The following is an 18,376-nucleotide window of genomic DNA, read 5'->3' as shown; positions in this document are numbered from 1 at the left end:
TCGCCGGACCGATGACCGATCGCACGATTGCCTACCAGGGTGAGCCCGGGGCCAACTCGCACATCATCTGCTCGCAGGCCTATCCCGGCTGGACCGCTTTGGCCTGCGCGACCTTCGAGGACGCGTTCGCCGCGGTGAACGAGGGCAAGGCGGCGCTCGCGATGATCCCGATCGAGAACTCGATCGCCGGCCGCGTCGCCGACATCCATCACCTGATCCCGACCTCGCGGCTGCACATCGTCGCCGAGCACTTCCTGCCGATCCATTTCCAACTGATGGTCCTGCCGGGCGTGAAGGCCGAGCGTTTGACCAGCGTGCACAGCCACGTCCACGCGCTCGGCCAGTGCCGCCGGATCATCCGGCGCCTCGGCCTCAGGGCGGTGGTGGCCGGCGACACCGCCGGCGCGGCCCGCGAGGTGGCGGAGGCGCGGGACCCGACCCGCGCCGCTCTGGCCCCGGCCATGGCGGCGGAGATCTACGGCCTCGACATCCTGGAGCGCGACGTCGAGGACGAGGCGCACAACACCACCCGCTTCGTCGTGTTCTCGCCCGAGCCCGCCGAGAGCGAGCCCGGCAACGGACCGACGGTGACGAGCTTCGTCTTCCGCGTGCGCAACATCCCGGCGGCGCTCTACAAGGCGCTCGGCGGCTTCGCGACCAACGGCGTCAACATGTCGAAGCTCGAAAGCTACATGGTCGAGGGCCAGTTCACCGCGACCCAGTTCTACGCCGAGGTCGACGGCCATCCGGAGGATGACGGCCTGCGCCGGGCGCTCGAAGAACTGCGCTACTTCTCGAAGGAACTGCGCATCATCGGCACCTACCCGGCTCACCCGTTCCGGGAGACGACGCGACAGGCGGCGGAATGATCCGGCGCCGGTCGTCCGCATCGACCGGGACGAGATGGCGGTTGCTTCGTGTCGGTCGAAAACAGGCGAAACCAGTCGGTGCATCCGGGTCGGACGGGGCCGCGTGAAGAAAGCCGGTCGAGGCGCCGCGTCGGTCGAGCGAAAACCCCGTATCGATAAAATTTGACCGAATTCCCGTACGGGTGCGAAGGTCGGAAGTCCCTATACGCGTCCGTGAACGGCGCGACGGGCTTCCGACGGTTCCTCGCGCGGTGGGCTTGCTTGAACGGAGAGCAAGATGCCGCTGACCTGGGCCCTGACGTTGCAGGAAACCGGCCTGCCGACCTTTGCCGAACGCCAGCGGAACGAGGCCGGGGCGCGGTTCGTCCGTGCCCGGGACGCCTACGGCAGACAGTGCCGCGCGGCCGGCGCGAGGAAGCCCGGCCCCGATGCAGGTCCGGTCGTCGACAGGCTCCTCTCGGCGGACGAGGCCGTCGTTCGGGCAACCCAGGTCGCGCGGCGGCTCGGCGAGCGAGGGCTGAGCCTGACGAACCATTCGCCCCGATTCTACGCGATGCTGTTCGGCTGATACCAGCCGGCGATGAGGATCACTCATTGCCGGCTGCCCCCGCGACTGCGGGGCGGCGGCCATCCGCCGGACGCGCCGATCCCGGCCACCGGTCGGGATCAGCGCCGCTTGGTATGAGATCGAGCCGAACCTGACGGCGGCGGGCATGGATGCTTTCGACAAATCCATGTCACGCGCACGTCACGCGACCACCGGAAACGCCGGCACACCGATCGCTCCGGCCCGGCGACGATCACGCCGCGTCGGCGGGCTTGTCCTTGTTGGACTCGGGCTTCGGGCCCCCCTTCGACACGCCGACCAGCGCCGGACGCAGCGTCCGCTCGCCGATCACGTAGCCGGTCTGGACCACTTGGACCACGGTGCCGTTCGGGACTTCCGCGTTCGGCACCTCGAACATCGCCTGATGGCGGTTCGGATCGAAGCGCTGGCCGTCGGGATCGACCACCTTCACGCCGTGGCGCTCCAGCGTCTTGGCCAGATCCCGATCGGTGAGGTCGATGCCCTCGATCAGGCCCTTGAGGGCGCCCTCGGCGCCCGCCCGGGCATCGGCCGGCACGCTGTCGAGGGCGCGGCGGATGTTGTCGGCGACGTTGAGCATGTCGCGGGCGAAGCCCGTCACGGCGTAGGTGCGCGCATCGGCGACCTCGCGCTCGGTGCGGCGGCGCAGGTTCTCCATCTCGGCGAGCGTGCGCAGCAGGCGGTCCTTGAACTCGTCGCGCTCGGCGATCGCGGCAGCCAGAGCCTCGGCATCCGCGCCGGCAGTCCTGAGAGCCGCCTGCGCCGCCTCCGCTGCGGGGGGCGCCTCGGCGCCGTCGTGCCGCGCCTGGTTCTCCATGTCGTCAGCCATCATCGTGCGATCGATCACGTCTCGAAGGGGTTCGGGGGTCGGCGCTGATATCATTCGGGCAATCCCCGAAATCAAGCGCGACCCCGGCTGTGACGCTCAGAGTTCCCGCGGCGGGGGTGAATCGACCAGGGCGTCGAGCCCTTCCGCGCGCAGGGCGGCGACATCGGTGGCGAACACCTCCATCACCGCGCCGCGGATCGTCGCGAGGCGGTCGGGCTGCATCACGCGCGTGCCGGTGAGATCGGTCACGTAGAACACGTCGACCGCCCGCTCCCCGAAGGTCGCCACGTGCGCCGAGGTGATGTTGAGGCTGAGGCGGTTCAGCGCCGTCGTCAGCTCGTAGAGCAGGCCCGGCCGGTCGAGGCCGGTGATCTCCACCACCGTTTCGCGGCTCGACAGCGCGTTGTCGATCGACACGTCCGGCGGCACGAGGAAGGTCTTGGGCGGCTCCTTCGGGTGCTTGTCGGCCACCAGTTCGGCGATTCTGATCTCGCCCTTCAGCGCCCGCTCGATGGCGGTGGCGATGCGCCCGGCGCGGCGCAACTCGTCCTCGTCCCGCTCGAAGGCGCGGGAGATGAAGATCGAATCGAGGGCGAAGCCGTCGGTCGTGGTGAAGATCTGCGCGTCGACGATGTTGCCGCCCGTCGTCGCGCAGGCGCCGGTGATGATGGCGAGCAGGCGCGGGTGATCGGGCGAGTAGACCGTCAGCTCGGTCACGCCGCGCACCGGGTCGGTCTCGTAGGTGGTGGCGCTGGTGCGGCCCTCCTCCATGACGGTGCGCAGGAAGCGGGCGTTCTTGAAGTGGCGGGTTCCGTCCACCTTCAGCCAGTAGGCTTGGTTGTGGCGCCCGGCGTAGGCGTCGAACATCTCAGCGGTCCAGTCCGAGAGCTGCTCGCGCAGCGCCATCTGGATCAGCCGCACCCGGTCGGTGCGGGCGATCTCCGAGTGGCCGCCGGAGAGGACGACCTCGGTCTCGTCGTAGAGGGTGCGCAGCAGCGTGCCCTTCCAGGCGGTCCAGACCCCGGGGCCGACCGCCTTGATGTCGGCGACGGTGAGGATCGCCAGGAGCTTCAGCCGCTCCAGGCTCTGCACCTCGCTCGCGAACCGCTCGATCGTCTTCGGGTCGGAGAGGTCGCGGCTCTGCGCCGTCATCGACATCAGCAGGTGGTGTTCCACCAGCCACGCCACCGTCTCGGTCTCGGCCTGGCTCAGGCCGAAGCGCGGGCCGAGCTTGCGGGCGATGGCCGCGCCCGCGATCGAGTGGTCCTCCGGGCGTCCCTTGGCGATGTCGTGCAGCAGGATCGCGACGTAGAGCGCGCGGCGGTTGTGGATGGTGTCGATGAGCCGCGAGGCCAGCGGGTGCTCCTCGCGGACCCGGCCGGAATCGATCGCCGCGAGCACGCCGAGCGAGCGCAGGAGATGCTCGTCCACCGTGTAGTGGTGGTACATGTTGAACTGCATCATCGCGACGATGCGCCCGAAATCGGGGACGAACCGGCCGAGCACGCCCGCCTCGTTCATCAGCCGCAGGATCGTCTCCGGCGCGTTCTTCGAGGTCAGAATGTCGAGGAACAGCCGGTTGGCTTCCCCGTCGTTGCGCACCGCGTGGGTGATGAGCCGGAGCGAGCGGTTGGCCAGCCGCGCCGCATCGGGGTGGACCGGAAGGTTGTGCCGGTCGGCGAGCCAGAACAGGCGGATCAGGTTGACCGGATCGCGCTCGAAGGCGTCCTCGCCGCGGATGTTGACCCGCCCGTTGTCGATCCAGAAATCCTCCGCCTCCATCGAGGTCGCGCGGAAGCGGTCGCGGAAGCGGCCGATCCAGCGGTCGAGCACCGGCGTGCGCTTGGCGTGGCGCGCCTCGAGTTCGGCGCAGACGATGGCGGTGAGGTCGCCGACATCCTTGGCGATCAGGAAGTAGGCCTTCATGAACCGCTCGACGCCCGAGAGGCCGCCGCGGGCGCCGAAGCCGAGCCGCTCGGCGATTCTCGGCTGGAGCCCGAACGAGAGCCGCTCCTCGGGGCGCCCGGTGATGAAGTGCAGGTGGCAACGCACCCGCCACAGGAACTCCTCGCAGCGCTCGAACAGGCGGTACTCGTCGGGCGTGAACAGGCCGGCATGGACCAGCTCGATCTGGTCGCGCACCCGGTAGGTGTACTTGGCGATCCAGAACAGGGTGTTGAGGTCGCGCAGGCCCCCCTTGCCGTCCTTGACGTTGGGCTCGACGAGGTAGCGCGAGGCGCCGGCCTTGGCGACGCGGGCGTCGCGCTCGCGCAGCTTGGCGTCGACGAATTCGGAGGCCGACCCGATCACCAGATCGGAATCGAAGCGGGTGACCATTTCCTCGAACAGGCTGCGGGAGCCGAACAGGAACCGGGCTTCGAGCAGCGCCGTGCGGATCGTCATGTCGGCCCGGCCCTCGCGCAGGCATTCCTCGACGGAGCGCGTGGCGTGGCCGACCTTCAGCTTCAGGTCCCACAGCACGTAGAGCATCGCCTCGACGACGCTCTCCGACCAAGCGGTCTGCTTGTAGGGCAGCAGGAACAGGAGATCGATGTCCGAGCCCGGCGCCATCGTGCCCCGTCCGTAGCCGCCGGTGGCGACGATCGCGAGCTGCTCGCCGGTGGAAGGGTTGTCGTTCGGATAGAGGCGCCAGACCACCGCGTCGTAGATCGCCCGCACCACCGCGTCGGTGAGGCGGCTCAGCCGCTCGGCGCAGGCGAGGCCGTCGCGCTCCCTCAGGAGGAGGCGTTCGGCCTCCTTGTGCCCGGCCTCGATCACCTTGCGGAGCTCGGGCACCAGAAGCCCCCGCAGCTTCGTCGGCTCGCGGGCGTCGCGGTCGAGGGAGGCGACGATCTTTTCCAGGACGGGAACGGGGTCGAACATGGCCGTCCCGTTAGCATGTTCGGCCGGCGGCGGCACCGCCCGGTCGTGCGCAACTCAGCCGTTCTCTTTCGCGACTTTCTCGGTCGACGAAACGAACGAGACCCTTCGCTGCGCCCGGGCGCCGCATCCCGTGCACCGGCACGCGCCGGCGGCCGTTCGTTCCGAGGTGTCGCGCCGGGCTGAAAACCGCTAAGCCCGACCGCACGAGAGCCGCGTCCTGGCTATCGGATCCAGGACGAGGCTCTCGGTTTTCGATTGTGCATCGTCTTTATCAGACAAGCCGGCAGCCACCTTTCGGGACGATGCTCGAGAAGAAACGGAGGACATCCCCCATGGACGCCACCGCCCTGCGCGCGCTCCAGGCCCCGCTCAAGAACAGGTACCGCGAGACGCCGGACGCCGCCGTCGTCACCCTCAAGGCCAAGGGCTCGCTCGACGACACCGGCATCGCCTGCAAGGTCGAGACCGGCCGCGCGCTCGCGGTGGCGGGACTCCACCCGGCGACCGGCGGCTCGGGCGCCGAGCTGTGCTCCGGCGACCTGCTGCTCGAAGCCCTCGTCGCCTGCGCCGGCGTCACGGTGAAGGCGGTGGCGACCGCCCTCGAAATCCCGCTGAAGGCCGGGACGGTCAGCGCCGAGGGCGACCTCGATTTCCGGGGTACGCTGGGCGTCGACAAGGAGGCGCCGGTGGGCTTCCGGGCGATCCGCCTGACCTTCGACCTCGACACCGAGGCGCCCCAGGAGAAGCTCGACCAGCTCCTCAAGCTGACCGAGCGCTACTGCGTCGTGTTCCAGACCCTCAACCACAAGCCGGAACTCGCGGTGAGCGCCTCGCGCTCCTGAGAAGCCGCGCTTATCTGAACGGCGTCATGCGCCTGCTCATCATCGAGGACGACCGCGAGGCCGCCGCCTATCTGGTCAAGGCGTTCCGGGAAGCCGGGCACGCCGTCGATCAGGCGGGCGACGGCCTCGACGGCTACGCGCTCGCCCGCGAGGGCGCGTACGACGTGCTGATCGTCGACCGCATGCTGCCGAAGCTCGACGGGCTCTCGCTCGTGCGCTCCCTGCGCGAGCAGGCCATCGCGACGCCGGTCCTGATCCTCTCGGCGCTGGGACAGGTCGACGACCGGGTGAAGGGGCTGCGGGCGGGCGGCGACGATTATCTCCCCAAACCCTACGCCTTCTCCGAACTGCTCGCCCGCACCGAGGCGCTCGCCCGCCGCCGGGCGAGCGCCCCGGGCCAGAGCGAGGCCACCGCCTACCGGGTCGGAGACCTCGAACTCGACCGCCTGTCGCACCGCGTCACCCGGGCGGGCCGCGAGATCGTGCTCCAGCCCCGCGAGTTCCGGCTGCTCGAATATCTCATGCGCCACGCCGGGCAGGTCGTGACCCGCACGATGCTGCTGGAGCACGTCTGGGATTACCATTTCGACCCGCAGACCAACGTCATCGACGTCCACGTCTCGCGGCTGCGCGCGAAGATCGACCGCGGCTTCGAGCACCCGATGATCCATACGGTGCGCGGGGCCGGCTACGTCATCCGGCCCGACGAGCCGCGGCACCCGTGACCGAACTCCCCGCCCCGGTGCAGGACGGGCTCCTCGCGCGTCTGGGAAAGATCTTTCGCACGACGGCCTTCAAGCTGTCGCTCGCCTATCTCGTGCTGTTCGCCGTGCTGGCCTCCCTCGGGCTCGGCTACGTCGCCTGGAACGCGCGGCGGGTGCTCGACGACCAGATCGTCTCGACCATCGATGCCGAGATCAACGGACTGTCCGAGCAGTACACCGCGGGCGGCCTGCGCCGCCTCATCGCCGTGGTGGAGCGGCGCGCCCGGGAGCCCGGCGCCTCGCTCTACCTCGTCACCACGCCTGCGGGCGAGCATATCGTCGGCAACGTCAGCCGGGTGCCCGCCGGCATCCTCGCGCGGCCCGGCCAGTACGAGGGCGGCTACGGGCGCGGCTCCGAAGCGGATCAGGCCGAGCACCGGGCGATCATGCGGGTCTTCACCCTGGCCGGCGGCTTCCGCCTCCTGGTCGGCCGCGACACCGAGGAGCGCGACCGCCTGCGCGCGGCCATCGGCAACACCTTCGGCTCCTCGCTGGCCTTGGTGGTGCTGCTCGGGGTGCTCGGCGGCTGGTTCGTGGCGAGCCGCGTCCTCAAGCGCGTCGACGACATGACCGAGACGACCCGCACCATCATGGCCGGCGATCTCGACGGCCGCCTGCGGGTCTCCGGCACCGGGGACGAACTGGACCGGCTCGCGCAGAACCTCAACCTGATGCTGGAGCGCATCGGCGAATTGATGCGCGGCATGAGGGAGGTCTCCGACAACATCGCCCACGATCTGAAGACGCCGCTGACCCGATTGCGCAACCGGGCCGACGAGGCCCTGCGTACCGCCGGGACGCCGGACGAACTGCGCGGCGCGATCGAGGGCGTGATCGAGGACAGCGACGGGCTGATCCGCGTCTTCAACGCCCTGCTCACCATCGCCCGGCTGGAGGCGGGCAGCGCCCGCGAGACGTTTCGCCGGTTCGATGCGGGCGAGGTCGCCCGCGAGGTCGCCGAACTCTACGAGCCGCTGGCGGAGGAGAAGGGCCTGAGCCTCAGCGTCGAGACCGAGCCGGGCCTCGATCTCGACGGCAACCGCGAGTTGGTGGGCCAAGCCCTCGCCAATCTCATCGACAACGCCATCAAGTACGGGGATGCCTCGGGCGTCGCGCCGTCGCCGGAGATCGCGGTGAGCGCCGCGCGCAGCGGCGGCTTCGTCCGCCTGCGGGTGGCCGATCGCGGCCCCGGCATTCCGGAAGCGGAGCGCGGACGCGTGCTCGACCGCTTCGTCCGCCTCGACGCGGCCCGCACCCGCCCCGGCTTCGGGCTCGGCCTGAGCCTCGTCAACGCGGTGGCCCGGCTGCACGGCGGCCGCTTCGAACTCGCCGACAATGCGCCGGGGCTGGCGGCCGAACTGGCCCTGCCCGTCGTGCCGGCCTGACCGGCTGCGTCAGTTCAGGAAGTTTCGCGCGCCGTCGGGATCGATCAGGACCGCCTGCGGGCTGTAGGGCAGGGCGGCGACCAGGAGGACCAGCAGCAGCACGACGATCGTGAAGGACAGCGCCAGACCCAGCCGTCGCGGGTCGAACCGGCGGCTGCCGATCACCGCGCAGCCCAGCGTGAACGCGGCGGCCTCGGCGATGGGAATCAGGTGCGGAAGGGTCATCGATTCGTTTTCTTCCTCGATCGCTGCGTCGCCTGCCGGTGGGATCACACGAGGTTCTCGCTCCGAATGCGGCTCGGAGTGGTTTATGAAAGACCCGATCGCCGACAGCGTCACGCCGCGCGCGACGTTCGGGTCGGATTTCCGCGAGAGACACGCCGTGTCAACGAGGGAGGTGCGGCTCGGCTCCCCTGCCGAGAACGGGCGGCACGGAGGAAAAGTCCGCCCCGTCGCAGGGTAGGCCGGGTTCGGCACCGTTTCCTGCAAACTGCTTTCATGGATTTGGCTTCGATTCAACTCAAGAATTTTGCCACCCGGTCATCTCCTGTAACGCGCATTTAACGTCCGTTCGTCATGTTTAATCCATGTCCTGCCCAGACTTGTCCTGCTCAAACTTGGACCCGAGATTAGATCCGGTGCTCGCGGATGTTCGCAGCGAGCCGCGAGCGGCTGTTCCCGTTGCGGCGACCGTCTCGATCGCACCTTGGTCGCTGCCCTCGGCGCTGCTCGCCGCGAGCCTGATCGGCTCCGCTTGGCTCGCCCTGCCGGCGCCCGCGCCGGATCGGCCCGTCGCGGCCCTGTTCCCGCCCTGGTGGAACTCCGCCCGAAGCCTGGACGCCGCGGCCGCGGCGGGCGGAACGGTGCTGGGTCTCGGCCGTCTGCCGGGCCTCGTCGTCACCCGATCCTCCGCCCCGGGCTTTGCCGAACGCCTTCGGACGGCCGGCGCCCTCGTTCTGTTCGACCCGCGAGGCCTCGGCCTCTGTCTGCCTGCCAAAGAGCGACTGCCATGACCGCCCCACACCCGCGCGATCTCGACGGCCTGCGCCGCTCGGTGAGCCAGGGCCTGATCGCCCTGCTCTGGCTGCACCTGCCGCTCAATCTCGGCGTCGCCCTCGCCCTCGGGAACTCCGTCGCGGCGCAAGGCGTGATCGGGCTGGGTCTCGCCGGAGCGGCGACGGCGATGTGGCGACTGGCCGGCAACGGGCTTGCCACGCGCCTGACCGTCGCGGTGGCGGTCGTCGGCATGGTGTCGCTGCTGCTCGACGCCGCCGCGGGACATTCCTGGCAACTCGATCTGCACATGTATTTCTTCGCCGCCCTGGCGGTCCTGTCCGCCTACTGCGACTGGAGGGTGCTGCTGGCCGCCGCCGGGGCGACCGCGCTCCACCATCTCGGCCTGAACCTGCTCCTGCCGGCGGCGGTCTATCCCGACGGGTCGGATCTCGGCCGGGTGCTGCTCCACGCGGTGATCGTGGTGCTGGAAACCGCCGTCCTGTCCTGGCTCAGCGTGCAGCTCGCCTCGCTCTTCACGGTCTCCGCCCGTGCGCTCGCCGCGGCGGAGACCGCCCGTATCGCCGAGAGCGAGGCCCACGCCCGGCAGAGCGCGACCGAGATCGAGGCGCAGGCTGCCCTCCGCCGATCGGCGGACGCGCTGGCCGAGCGTTTCGAGAGCAGCGTGAACCGCCTCGTGCGGCAGGCCGCCGAGTCCGCCAACCGCGTCCGCTGCGCCTCGCAGGATCTCTCCGCGGCCGCGGGCGAGGCGGCCCAGCGCACCGCCGCCCTGTCCTCGGCCTCGCAGGAGACCGCCGCCGCCGTCCAGGGCGTGGCCGCCGCCGCCGGCACGCTGTCGATCTCCGCGCGCGAGATCGGCGGTCACATGACTCGCGCCGCCGACGTGGCGAACCGGGCCGCGCAGGAGGCCGGACAGACCGACGAGACCGTGCGCGCCCTGGCCGAGTCCGCCCAGCGCATCAACCAGATCGTGCTGCTGATCGGCACCATCGCCGAGCAGACCAACCTGCTGGCGCTCAACGCCACCATCGAGGCCTCGCGGGCCGGCGCGGCGGGCCGGGGCTTCGGCGTCGTGGCGGGCGAGGTGAAGGCCCTCGCCGCCCGGACCGCCCGCGCCACGCAGGAGATCGAGGCGCAGATCCTGGCCGTCCAGGAGCAGACGGGACAGGCGGTGGCCGCCATCGGCCGGATCGGCGGGACGATCGAGGAACTCGGCACCATCACCCGCTCCGTCGCGGCTGCGGTCGAAGGGCAGGAGCGGACCACCGGCGCGATCGCCGGCAACGCCGAGCGCGCCGCGCTTCGCACCGGCGCCGTCTCCGACAACCTCGACGGTCTCGCCCGCTCCGCCGACCGCACCGGTGCCGCGGCGACCGCCGGCCTCGACGCGGCCGAGCATCTCGCCGGAGAGTGCGACAGCCTCGCCGAGACCGTCCGCACCTTCGTCGCCACCCTGCGCGCGGCCTGAGCCGCCGTCCTGCCCCCTTGGCAGGCGCCGATTTGCGCGTTTCATGGGCATCACCGCCACCCGACGGCGATGCGGATGCGACGGAATCGGCAAAGGGACGGCATGGGCAGGTACGTTGACGAGCAGAGTGCCCGGGGCGGCGGCACCGGACCGCTGGCCGAGCGGCTGGGGCAGGCCCCGCCGTTGTCGGAGCCGGACGCGGCGCGCGATCGCGTCGAGGAGATCGCCGAAGCCCTGCCGGCCGCGCTGCGCGAAGGCCCGGCCCTCGACCTCCTCGCCGCGCTCGCCGACCACTCGCCCTTCCTCTGGTCGCTCGCCGCCCGCGATCCCGAGCGCCTCGCCCGGCTCTTCGGCGAGGCGCCGGAGGCCGCCGACACCCGGCTGATCGCCGCGCAGCGGGCCGCCGGTCGTGCGGGGGCGGGAGCCGCCCCCGATCTCGACGCGGTCGGCAAGGGCCTGCGCTCGAACCGGGCCGAGCACGCCCTTCTGGTGGCCCTGGCCGATCTCGGCGGCGTCTGGCCGCTGGAGCGGGTCACCGCCGCCCTGTCCGACTTCGCCGACGCCTCGGTCTCCGCGGCGGTCGATGCGCTGCTCCTTCGGGCCGCGGCTGCCGGTCGGTTCCGCCCGAAGGATCCCGACGACCCGCAGACCGGCTCCGGCCTCGTGGTGCTCGGGCTGGGCAAGCTCGGCGGGCGCGAGCTGAACTATTCGAGCGACATCGACCTGATCGTCTTCTTCGATCCCGAGGCCGCCCCGCTCAGGGACGGCCTCGAGCCGACGCCGTTCTTCACGAAGCTCGCGCAGGGCGTGGCCAAGCTGCTGCAGGAGCGCACCCGCGACGGCTACGTCCACCGGGTCGATTACCGCCTGCGCCCCGATCCCGGCTCGACGCCGACGGCGATGAGCCTCGCCTCGGCCTACGTCTATTACGAGACCACGGGCCAGAACTGGGAGCGGGCGGCCTTCATCAAGGCCCGCGCCATTGCCGGCGACATTCCGGCGGGCGAACGCTTCCTCGCCGACCTGACGCCCTTCGTCTGGCGCAAGTATTTCGACTTCGCCGCGATCGCCGACGTGCACGCGATGAAGCGGCAGATCCACGCCGTGCGCGGCCACGAGGCGCTGGCGGTGGCCGGCCACGACATCAAGCTCGGCCGTGGCGGCATCCGCGAGATCGAGTTCTTCGTCCAGACCCAGCAGCTCGTCTTCGGCGGCCGGCGCCCGATGCTGCGCGGGCGCTCGACCGTGCCGATGCTGGCGAGCCTGCACGCGGACGGCTGGATCTCGGCGCAGGCGCGGGACGAACTGAGGCAGGCCTACGCCTTCCTGCGCACGGTCGAGCACCGCCTGCAGATGGTGCGCGACGAGCAGACCCAGCGCCTGCCGACCGACCGGACCGAGCTGGAGCGCTTCGTCCGGTTCGCCGGCTTTCCCGATCTCGCCGGTTTCGAGGCGGCCCTGCTCGGAGAGGCCCGTCGGGTGCAGGCGCATTACGCGCTGCTGTTCGAGGCCGGTCCCGACCTGTCCTCGGAGGTCGGCGATCTCGTCTTCAGCGGCGCTGCCGACGATCCGGCGACGCTCTCCACGCTGCGCAGCCTGGGTTTTCGCGATCCCGAACGCGTCACCGACACCGTGCGCGGCTGGCATTTCGGACGGCGCGCGGCGGTGCGCAGCCCCCGCGCCCGCGAGGTGCTGACCGAACTCGTGCCCGCCCTGCTGAAGGCGCTCGCCGGTACGCCCGATCCGGACGCGGCCCTGGCGAATCTCGACCGGGCCTTCGGCCGCATGCCGGCGGCGGTCGAGCTGCTGACCATCCTGCGCGAACACGAGCGGCTGCGGCTGCTCTTCGCCGACCTGCTCGGCAGCGCCCCGCGGCTCGCCGGCACCGTCGCCTTCTCGCCGCACGTGCTCGACGCGGTGATCGACCCGGATTTCGGCGACCCGTCGGTGGACGCGGAGGCGCTCGCCGCGCATTACCGCACGCTGCTCGGCCGGCCCGACAGCCACGAGGGGTTTCTCGACCGCAGCCGCGACGCCGCCCGGCAGTTGCGCTTCCTCACCGGCGCGCGGCTCCTCTCCGGCATCCTGACGCCACGGGCCGCGGGGGCCGCGTTCTCGGCGATCGCCGACGCCGCCGTCGCCACCGCCCTGGAGGCGGTCTCGAAAATCGTCTTCGCGGATCACGGGGCGGTGCCGCGGGGCCGCATGGTCGTGCTCGGCTACGGCCGGCTCGGCTCCCGCCAGCTCACGGCGGAATCCGACCTCGACCTCGTCGTGCTCTACGACTTCGATCCGGAGGACCGCACCAGCGCCGGCCCGAAGCCGCTCGACGCGGCCGTCGCCTACAACCGGCTGACCCAGCGCCTCGTCGCGACGTTGACCGCACCGACCCGGCGCGGCCTGCTCTACGAGATCGACCTGCGCCTGCGCCCCGGCGGCGGCCAGGGCGCGGTGGCGGCGCAGTTCCGCAGCTTCCGCGCCTATCAGCGGGAGGAGGCGGAGCTGTGGGAGCACATGGCGCTGAGCCGCGCCCGGGTCATCGCCGGCGACGCCAGCCTCGCCGAGGAGGCCGAGGCCGTCATCCGCGCCGCCCTGATGCAGTTCCGCGACCCGGCCGACGTGAAGAGTTCGGTGCGCGCGATGCGCGCCACGGTCGAGCGCGAGAAGGGCGACCGCGGCCCCCTCGACCTGAAGCTCGGCCCCGGCGGACTGCTCGACCTCGACTTTCTCGCTCAGAGCCTGATGCTCGGCCACGCGCAGGCCCACCCCGACCTGATCGGCCGTGACGCGCCCGACGTCTTTTCGTACGCGGCGAAAGCCGGATGGATCGGTGCCGAGGAGGCGGAGCGTCTCGCCGGCGCCTACCGGCTGCTCGACGACGTGCACCAGTGGCAGCGCCTGATGGTGGAGGGCGACCCGACGCAAGCCTCCCCCGTGGCCCTCGCCCGCCTCGCGCGGGCCGCCAGCCTGCCCGACGCCAAGGCGCTCACCGCCCGCCTCGACGAGGAGCGAGGTGCGGTGCGCGCGCTCTTCGACCGTCTCCTCGGCAGGCCCGACTGACGAGGGTCGGCCCGGCATCATCGGCGACTTCGCCTGCGGCAGGGCGTGCGGGGGCAGGGCCATCCTACTGCCGCGGGGCGATGTCGGCGTAGCGCGGGCTGCGCCTTGCGGGAAAGGTGGACCGCCTCTTAATCTGTCGCCCATGAGCGTCGTCGCGATCGATTTCGAGACCGCCAACGAGCGGCGCGACAGCGCCTGCGCGGTCGGGCTCGCCTGGATCGAGGGGGGCCGCGTGGTACGGCGCGAATCCCGGCTGATCCGCCCGCCGCAGATGCGTTTCTCGCCGGGCAACATCCGCATCCACGGCATCCTGCCCGCGGATGTGTGCGATGCGCCGACTTTTCCCGAGGCCATGGCCGAATTCCTGCCCGACCTGACGGGCGGGACGATGCTCGCTCACAATGCCGGTTTCGACATGGGCGTGCTCGCCGCCTCGCTCGCCGCCTGGGGCGAGCCGGTGGCGGACATGGCCGGCCACTGCACGCTTCAGATCGCGCGGCGCATCTTCCCCGATCCCGCCGGTCACGGCCTCGCCAGGGTGGCGAGCCGCCTCGGCATCCGCTTCGAGCACCACGATGCCGGCGAGGATGCCTATGCCTGCGCCGAGATCGCGCTCGCGGCCCTGCGCGAGACCGGCGCGGCCGATGTCGCCGACCTCGCCCGCGGCCTCGGGCTGACGCCGATCCGGGCCGTCACCGGTCCGCGGCACGACTTCACCCGCTCGACCTCGGCCCGGGCGCTGCGGGCTTCGGGCATCGTCGATCCGCGTCCGGAGAGGGAATTGCGCTTCGCCCTGCGCGGCAGCACGGGCAACCGCTACGTGATCACGCTGGAGGAGCAGACGGACGGCCCCTATCTGCGCTGCTCCTGCCCGGCGGGCAGCCACCGCCGCCGCTGCCGCCACGTCGACGCGCTGGTCGAGGGCGACGTGACCGATCTGACCTCGAACAATTTCGAGGATGTCGAGCGCCTGCGCGAGCGGCTGGAGGGCAAGAGCGTCGGGCCGGTCCGTGCGAAAGGCGTTGCCGCCTGAGGGCTAAGGCCGGTGTCGGATACGGAGAGGTCGCGATCTGGATTGCTTCGCTGACGCTCGCAATGACGGTTCTGGTCTGCCTCTCCGTCATTGCGAGGCTCGGCGCAAGCAATCCAGGGCCGCGACGGTGCCGAACCGGCACCGTCGCGGTGTGCGCTACAGGCTCGCCTCCTCGAACGCCTTGACCCATTCCGCGCAGATGCCGGAGCGGACGATGTCGTCGAGGGTGAACTCCACGATCGGGATCGCCATCATCCGGCTCTTCACGAGATGGATCACGGTGCGGAGCCCGGAGGTTTCGCGCAGATCCGTCTGGGATATGTCGCCGTTGATGATGACCTGGCAATCGTCGCCGATGCGGGTCAGGAACATCTTGATTTCGGCGGTGGTGGTGTTCTGCGCCTCGTCGAGGATCACGAGGCAGTTCTTGAAGGTGCGCCCGCGCATCACCTCGAAGGGCACCACCTCGATGTCGCCGGCCTTGACCGCGATATCGAAGGCCGCCGCCCCCATGCGCTCCTTCATGGTCTCGGTGAGCGGCGCGACCCAGGGGGCGATCTTCTCCTCCAGCGTGCCGGGGAAGTAGCCCAGCGAGCGGCCGGAGGGGACGTTGGGGCGGGTGATCACGACCTTGGCGATCCGGCGCTGGCGAAGAAGATCCGCGGCGCGGGTGCCGGCGATGAAGGTCTTGCCGGTTCCGGCGGGCCCAAGGACGATGACTTGTGAAGATGACGCGAGGGCGTCGAGGTACTGACCTTGTCGTTCCGTCAGGGGCTGGATCGGTGCGGGGTTACGTTCCTCGTCGAAGCGGGTCCGATGCATCCGGATCGGTCGGTCCTCAACCAGTTCAAGCCGTGCGCGTCGTCTCTTCATGGATCAACACTCCACCTTGACTCGTGCGTGACTTCGGCAAACTCGCTTTTTCAACCAATCTCGACCGCTTGATCGCTCCTTCGATTCGGCGAAGACGACGCCGACCTTCGCTCATCTGTACGCAAGAGCAAAGCCAACGCCCCCGAGTCGGTTCCACGGCACGACGCGATGGCTGTGGAGCGCGGCTTTACGGCAACGCTTCGCCCGCTCCGCGAACCTTGCAGGCGCGGGCGACGGGGGCGTGACAGGCTTGCAAAGAAGCGATGACCCTGGCGCCTCTCGGCGCAGCCGGCGGATCGAGGCGATCCATCCATGGCCATCGCGGGCGATGCCCTCCTCGGGCGATCGGCGGCCGGCGGAGGGCCGCCGACGGGACGCTTCAGCCGGGCTGGAGGAAGCTGTCGAGCACCATCTTCCGGCCGGCCTTGTCGAAGTCAACGGTGAGCTTGTTGCCGTCGATGCCGGCCACCGTGCCGGGCCCGAACTTGGTGTGGAAGACGCGGCTCCCGTGGTCGAAGGCCGAGGGCGCGCCGGTCGACTTGGCGATGAGTTCGCCCTCGATCTGCTGTGGGCCGCCCGAGCGGCCGCCGCCGCGCCCATGGCCGAATCCGCTGCCGAACCCGCCCGAGGTGTTGGCCTGCGCCCGCTGCCAGCCCGGCGTGCCGTAGGAGGAGCCGAACGGGGCCGGGTTGCGGTCGAAGCGGGAGGCGCCGGCCGAGAAGTGGGCGGGCGCCTCGACCACGTCGACGGCGTCCGCCGGCAGCTCGTCGATGAAGCGGGAGGGAATGGTCGAGGACCACAGGCCGTGGATGCGCCGGTTGACCGCAAACGACAGCTTGGCGCGCTTGCGGGCGCGGGTGAGCCCGACATGGGCGAGCCGCCGTTCCTCTTCGAGCCCCGCACGCCCGCTCTCGTCGATGGCGCGCTGGTTGGGGAACAGGCCGTCCTCCCAGCCGGGCAGGAACACGGTGTCGAACTCCAGTCCCTTGGCCGCGTGCAGCGTCATCAGCGACACCCGGTCGGCCCCTTCCGCCTCGGAGGCCTCCATCACCAGGGAGACGTGTTCGAGGAAAGCCGCCATGTCGGGGAACTCCTCCATCGAGCGGACGAATTCCTTCAGGTTTTCGAGCCGCCCGGCGGCATCGGCCGAGCGGTCCTTCCGCCACATCTCGGTGTAGCCGGATTCCTCCAGAATCGTCTGGGCGACCTCCGGATGGGGCTTCGACTCCACCAGCCGCGCCCATCGCGAAAAGCTCTCGACGAGGCCGCGCAGCATCGAGCGGGCGCGGGGCTTCAACTCGTCGGTCTCGATCAGCTTCCGCGCCGCGGCCAGGAGGGGGATCCGGTCGGCGCGGGCATAGGCGTGCAGCGTCTGGAGCGTCGCGTCGCCCAAGCCCCGCTTGGGCGTGTTGAAGATGCGCTCGAAGGCGAGATCGTCCGACCCGTTCATGGTGACGCGCAGGTAGGCCAGCGCGTCGCGGATCTCGGCCCGCTCGTAGAAGCGCGGGCCGCCGATGACCCGGTAGGGCAGGCCGACCTGCACGAACCGATCCTCGATCTCGCGCATCTGCGCCGAGATCCGAACCAGCACCGCGATCTCGGAGAGCGAATGGCCCTGGCGCCGGAGCGACTCGATCGCCTCGGCGATCTGACGCGCTTCCTCCTCCGAATCCCAGGAGCCGGTCACGGTGACGGGCTCGCCCTTGGCGTCCTCGGTGCGCAGGGTCTTGCCGAGCCGCCCCTCGTTCCGGGCGATCAGCCCGGAGGCGGCGGCGAGGATGTGTCCGGTCGAGCGGTAGTTGCGTTCCAGCCGCACCACGGTCGCGCCGGGAAAGTCGTGCTCGAAGCGCAGGATGTTGTCGACCTCGGCGCCGCGCCAGCCGTAGATCGACTGGTCGTCGTCACCGACGCAGGCGACGTTCTTCCGCGCCTGTGCGATCAGCCGAAGCCAGAGATACTGGGCGACGTTGGTGTCCTGGTACTCGTCCACGAGGATGTAGCGGAAGCGGTCCTGGTAGTTGGCCAGGATGTCCGGGTTCTCGCGCCACAGCTTGAGGCAGAGCAGCAGGAGATCGCCGAAATCGACCGCGTTGAGGGTCGCGAGCCGGGCCTGGTAGGCGGCGTAGAGCTGGCCGCCCTTGCCGAAGGCGAAGGCCTGCGCTTCGCCCGGCGGCACCTGCTCCGGCGCCAGGCCGCGGTTCTTCCAGCCGTCGATGGCGTGGGCGAGCGAACGGGCGGGCCAGCGCTTCTCGTCGATGTTCCGGTCGGCGATGACCTGCTTCATCAGGCGGAGCTGGTCGTCGCTGCCCAGAATGGTGAAGTCGGATTTCAGCCCGATGAGTTCGGCGTGGCGGCGCAGGATCTTGGTGCCGATGGCGTGGAAGGTGCCGAGCCAGGGCATGCCTTCGCCCGCCGGGCCGATCAGCCCGCCGATGCGGTGCTTCATCTCCCGGGCGGCCTTGTTGGTGAAGGTCACCGAGAGGATGTCGTAGGGCCGCGCCTTGCCGGTCGCGATCAGGTGGGCGATCCGCGTCGTCAGCACCCGCGTCTTGCCGGTGCCGGCGCCCGCGAGCACGAGCACCGGCCCCTCCGTCGCCTCCACGGCGCGGCGCTGCTCCGGGTTGAGGCCCGCGAGGTAGGAGGCGCCCTCGGGGCGCAGGGCGGCCATGGCGCGGGCGGCGATGGAGGCTTGCGCGGGGGCGCCGTCGTCGGACGGGTGCGGCCGGGCGGCGTCCGGCTGTTTCCGGGGCTCGTTCATCATGACGCATCC

The 18,376-nt window shown here is 70.6% G+C and carries 14 protein-coding genes; 9 read left to right on the top strand and 5 right to left on the bottom strand.

Going from position 1 to position 18,376, the window contains the following annotated elements; genetic code table 11:
- Positions 1-11: 11 nt before the first annotated feature.
- Positions 12-869 carry a prephenate dehydratase gene (locus tag PGN25_06210; protein MEH3117197.1) on the top strand — a complete coding sequence of 286 codons (858 nt, stop codon included), beginning with the start codon at positions 12-14 and terminating at the stop codon, positions 867-869.
- A gap of 277 nt (positions 870-1,146) precedes the next feature.
- Positions 1,147-1,437, top strand: a complete 291-nt coding sequence (locus tag PGN25_06205) for a hypothetical protein (GenBank protein ID MEH3117196.1) — start codon at positions 1,147-1,149, stop codon at positions 1,435-1,437.
- 232 nt (positions 1,438-1,669) lie between these two features.
- On the opposite strand, the gene grpE is transcribed toward PGN25_06205, so the two are convergent.
- Complete coding sequence (grpE, locus tag PGN25_06200; GenBank protein ID MEH3117195.1) at positions 1,670-2,287, bottom strand: nucleotide exchange factor GrpE; 618 nt, start codon at positions 2,285-2,287, stop codon at positions 1,670-1,672.
- 93 nt (positions 2,288-2,380) lie between these two features.
- The gene (locus tag PGN25_06195; GenBank protein ID MEH3117194.1) at positions 2,381-5,203 is read right to left on the bottom strand and encodes a [protein-PII] uridylyltransferase; all 2,823 of its coding nucleotides are present in this window, start codon (positions 5,201-5,203) and stop codon (positions 2,381-2,383) included.
- A gap of 296 nt (positions 5,204-5,499) precedes the next feature.
- Between PGN25_06195 and PGN25_06190 the strand changes: the two genes are divergently transcribed.
- From PGN25_06190 to PGN25_06180, 3 genes are read left to right on the top strand one after another with little or no spacing between them, the layout of a single operon-like run.
- Complete coding sequence (locus PGN25_06190; GenBank protein ID MEH3117193.1) at positions 5,500-6,009, top strand: OsmC family protein; 510 nt, start codon at positions 5,500-5,502, stop codon at positions 6,007-6,009.
- 26 nt (positions 6,010-6,035) lie between these two features.
- Positions 6,036-6,734 carry a response regulator transcription factor gene (locus PGN25_06185; protein ID MEH3117192.1) on the top strand — a complete coding sequence of 233 codons (699 nt, stop codon included), beginning with the start codon at positions 6,036-6,038 and terminating at the stop codon, positions 6,732-6,734.
- Entirely contained in the window at positions 6,731-8,158 is a 1,428-nt protein-coding gene (locus PGN25_06180; protein ID MEH3117191.1) for an ATP-binding protein, read from the top strand. The genes PGN25_06185 and PGN25_06180 overlap by 4 nt, the downstream gene beginning before the upstream one ends.
- Positions 8,159-8,167: 9 nt before the next feature.
- Here PGN25_06180 and PGN25_06175 read toward each other — a convergent pair whose 3' ends face one another.
- Positions 8,168-8,383: a hypothetical protein gene (locus tag PGN25_06175; protein ID MEH3117190.1), complete on the bottom strand. Its 216-nt coding sequence runs from the start codon at positions 8,381-8,383 to the stop codon at positions 8,168-8,170.
- A 413-nt stretch (positions 8,384-8,796) separates the two neighbouring features.
- On the opposite strand from PGN25_06175, the gene PGN25_06170 reads away from it, so the two are divergent.
- The 4 genes from PGN25_06170 (at position 8,797) to PGN25_06155 (ending at position 14,733) form a co-directional block, all read left to right on the top strand.
- Positions 8,797-9,171 (top strand): hypothetical protein, encoded by a 375-nt coding sequence (locus PGN25_06170; protein ID MEH3117189.1) that lies wholly within the window; start codon positions 8,797-8,799, stop codon positions 9,169-9,171.
- Positions 9,168-10,640 (top strand): methyl-accepting chemotaxis protein, encoded by a 1,473-nt coding sequence (locus tag PGN25_06165; GenBank protein MEH3117188.1) that lies wholly within the window; start codon positions 9,168-9,170, stop codon positions 10,638-10,640. Before PGN25_06170 ends, PGN25_06165 begins: the two co-directional genes overlap by 4 nt.
- Before the next feature lie 102 nt (positions 10,641-10,742).
- Positions 10,743-13,700, top strand: a complete 2,958-nt coding sequence (locus tag PGN25_06160) for a bifunctional [glutamine synthetase] adenylyltransferase/[glutamine synthetase]-adenylyl-L-tyrosine phosphorylase (protein MEH3117187.1) — start codon at positions 10,743-10,745, stop codon at positions 13,698-13,700.
- A gap of 142 nt (positions 13,701-13,842) precedes the next feature.
- On the top strand, positions 13,843-14,733 hold the full coding sequence (locus PGN25_06155; protein ID MEH3117186.1) for a 3'-5' exonuclease: 891 nt from the start codon (positions 13,843-13,845) through the stop codon (positions 14,731-14,733).
- A gap of 156 nt (positions 14,734-14,889) precedes the next feature.
- Here the strand turns inward: PGN25_06155 and PGN25_06150 are convergent, their stop codons facing one another.
- Complete coding sequence (locus PGN25_06150) at positions 14,890-15,606, bottom strand: PhoH family protein (protein ID MEH3117185.1); 717 nt, start codon at positions 15,604-15,606, stop codon at positions 14,890-14,892.
- 379 nt (positions 15,607-15,985) lie between these two features.
- Entirely contained in the window at positions 15,986-18,367 is a 2,382-nt protein-coding gene (locus PGN25_06145) for a UvrD-helicase domain-containing protein (protein ID MEH3117184.1), read from the bottom strand.
- Positions 18,368-18,376 lie beyond the last annotated feature (9 nt).

The sequence above is a fragment of the Methylorubrum populi genome (genome assembly GCA_036946625.1).
In the GTDB taxonomy this organism is placed as follows: Bacteria; Pseudomonadota; Alphaproteobacteria; order Rhizobiales; family Beijerinckiaceae; genus Methylobacterium; species Methylobacterium populi_C.
The sequence above is the reverse complement of the archived record's forward strand: the minus strand, read 5'-3'. Positions and strand labels throughout refer to the sequence as shown.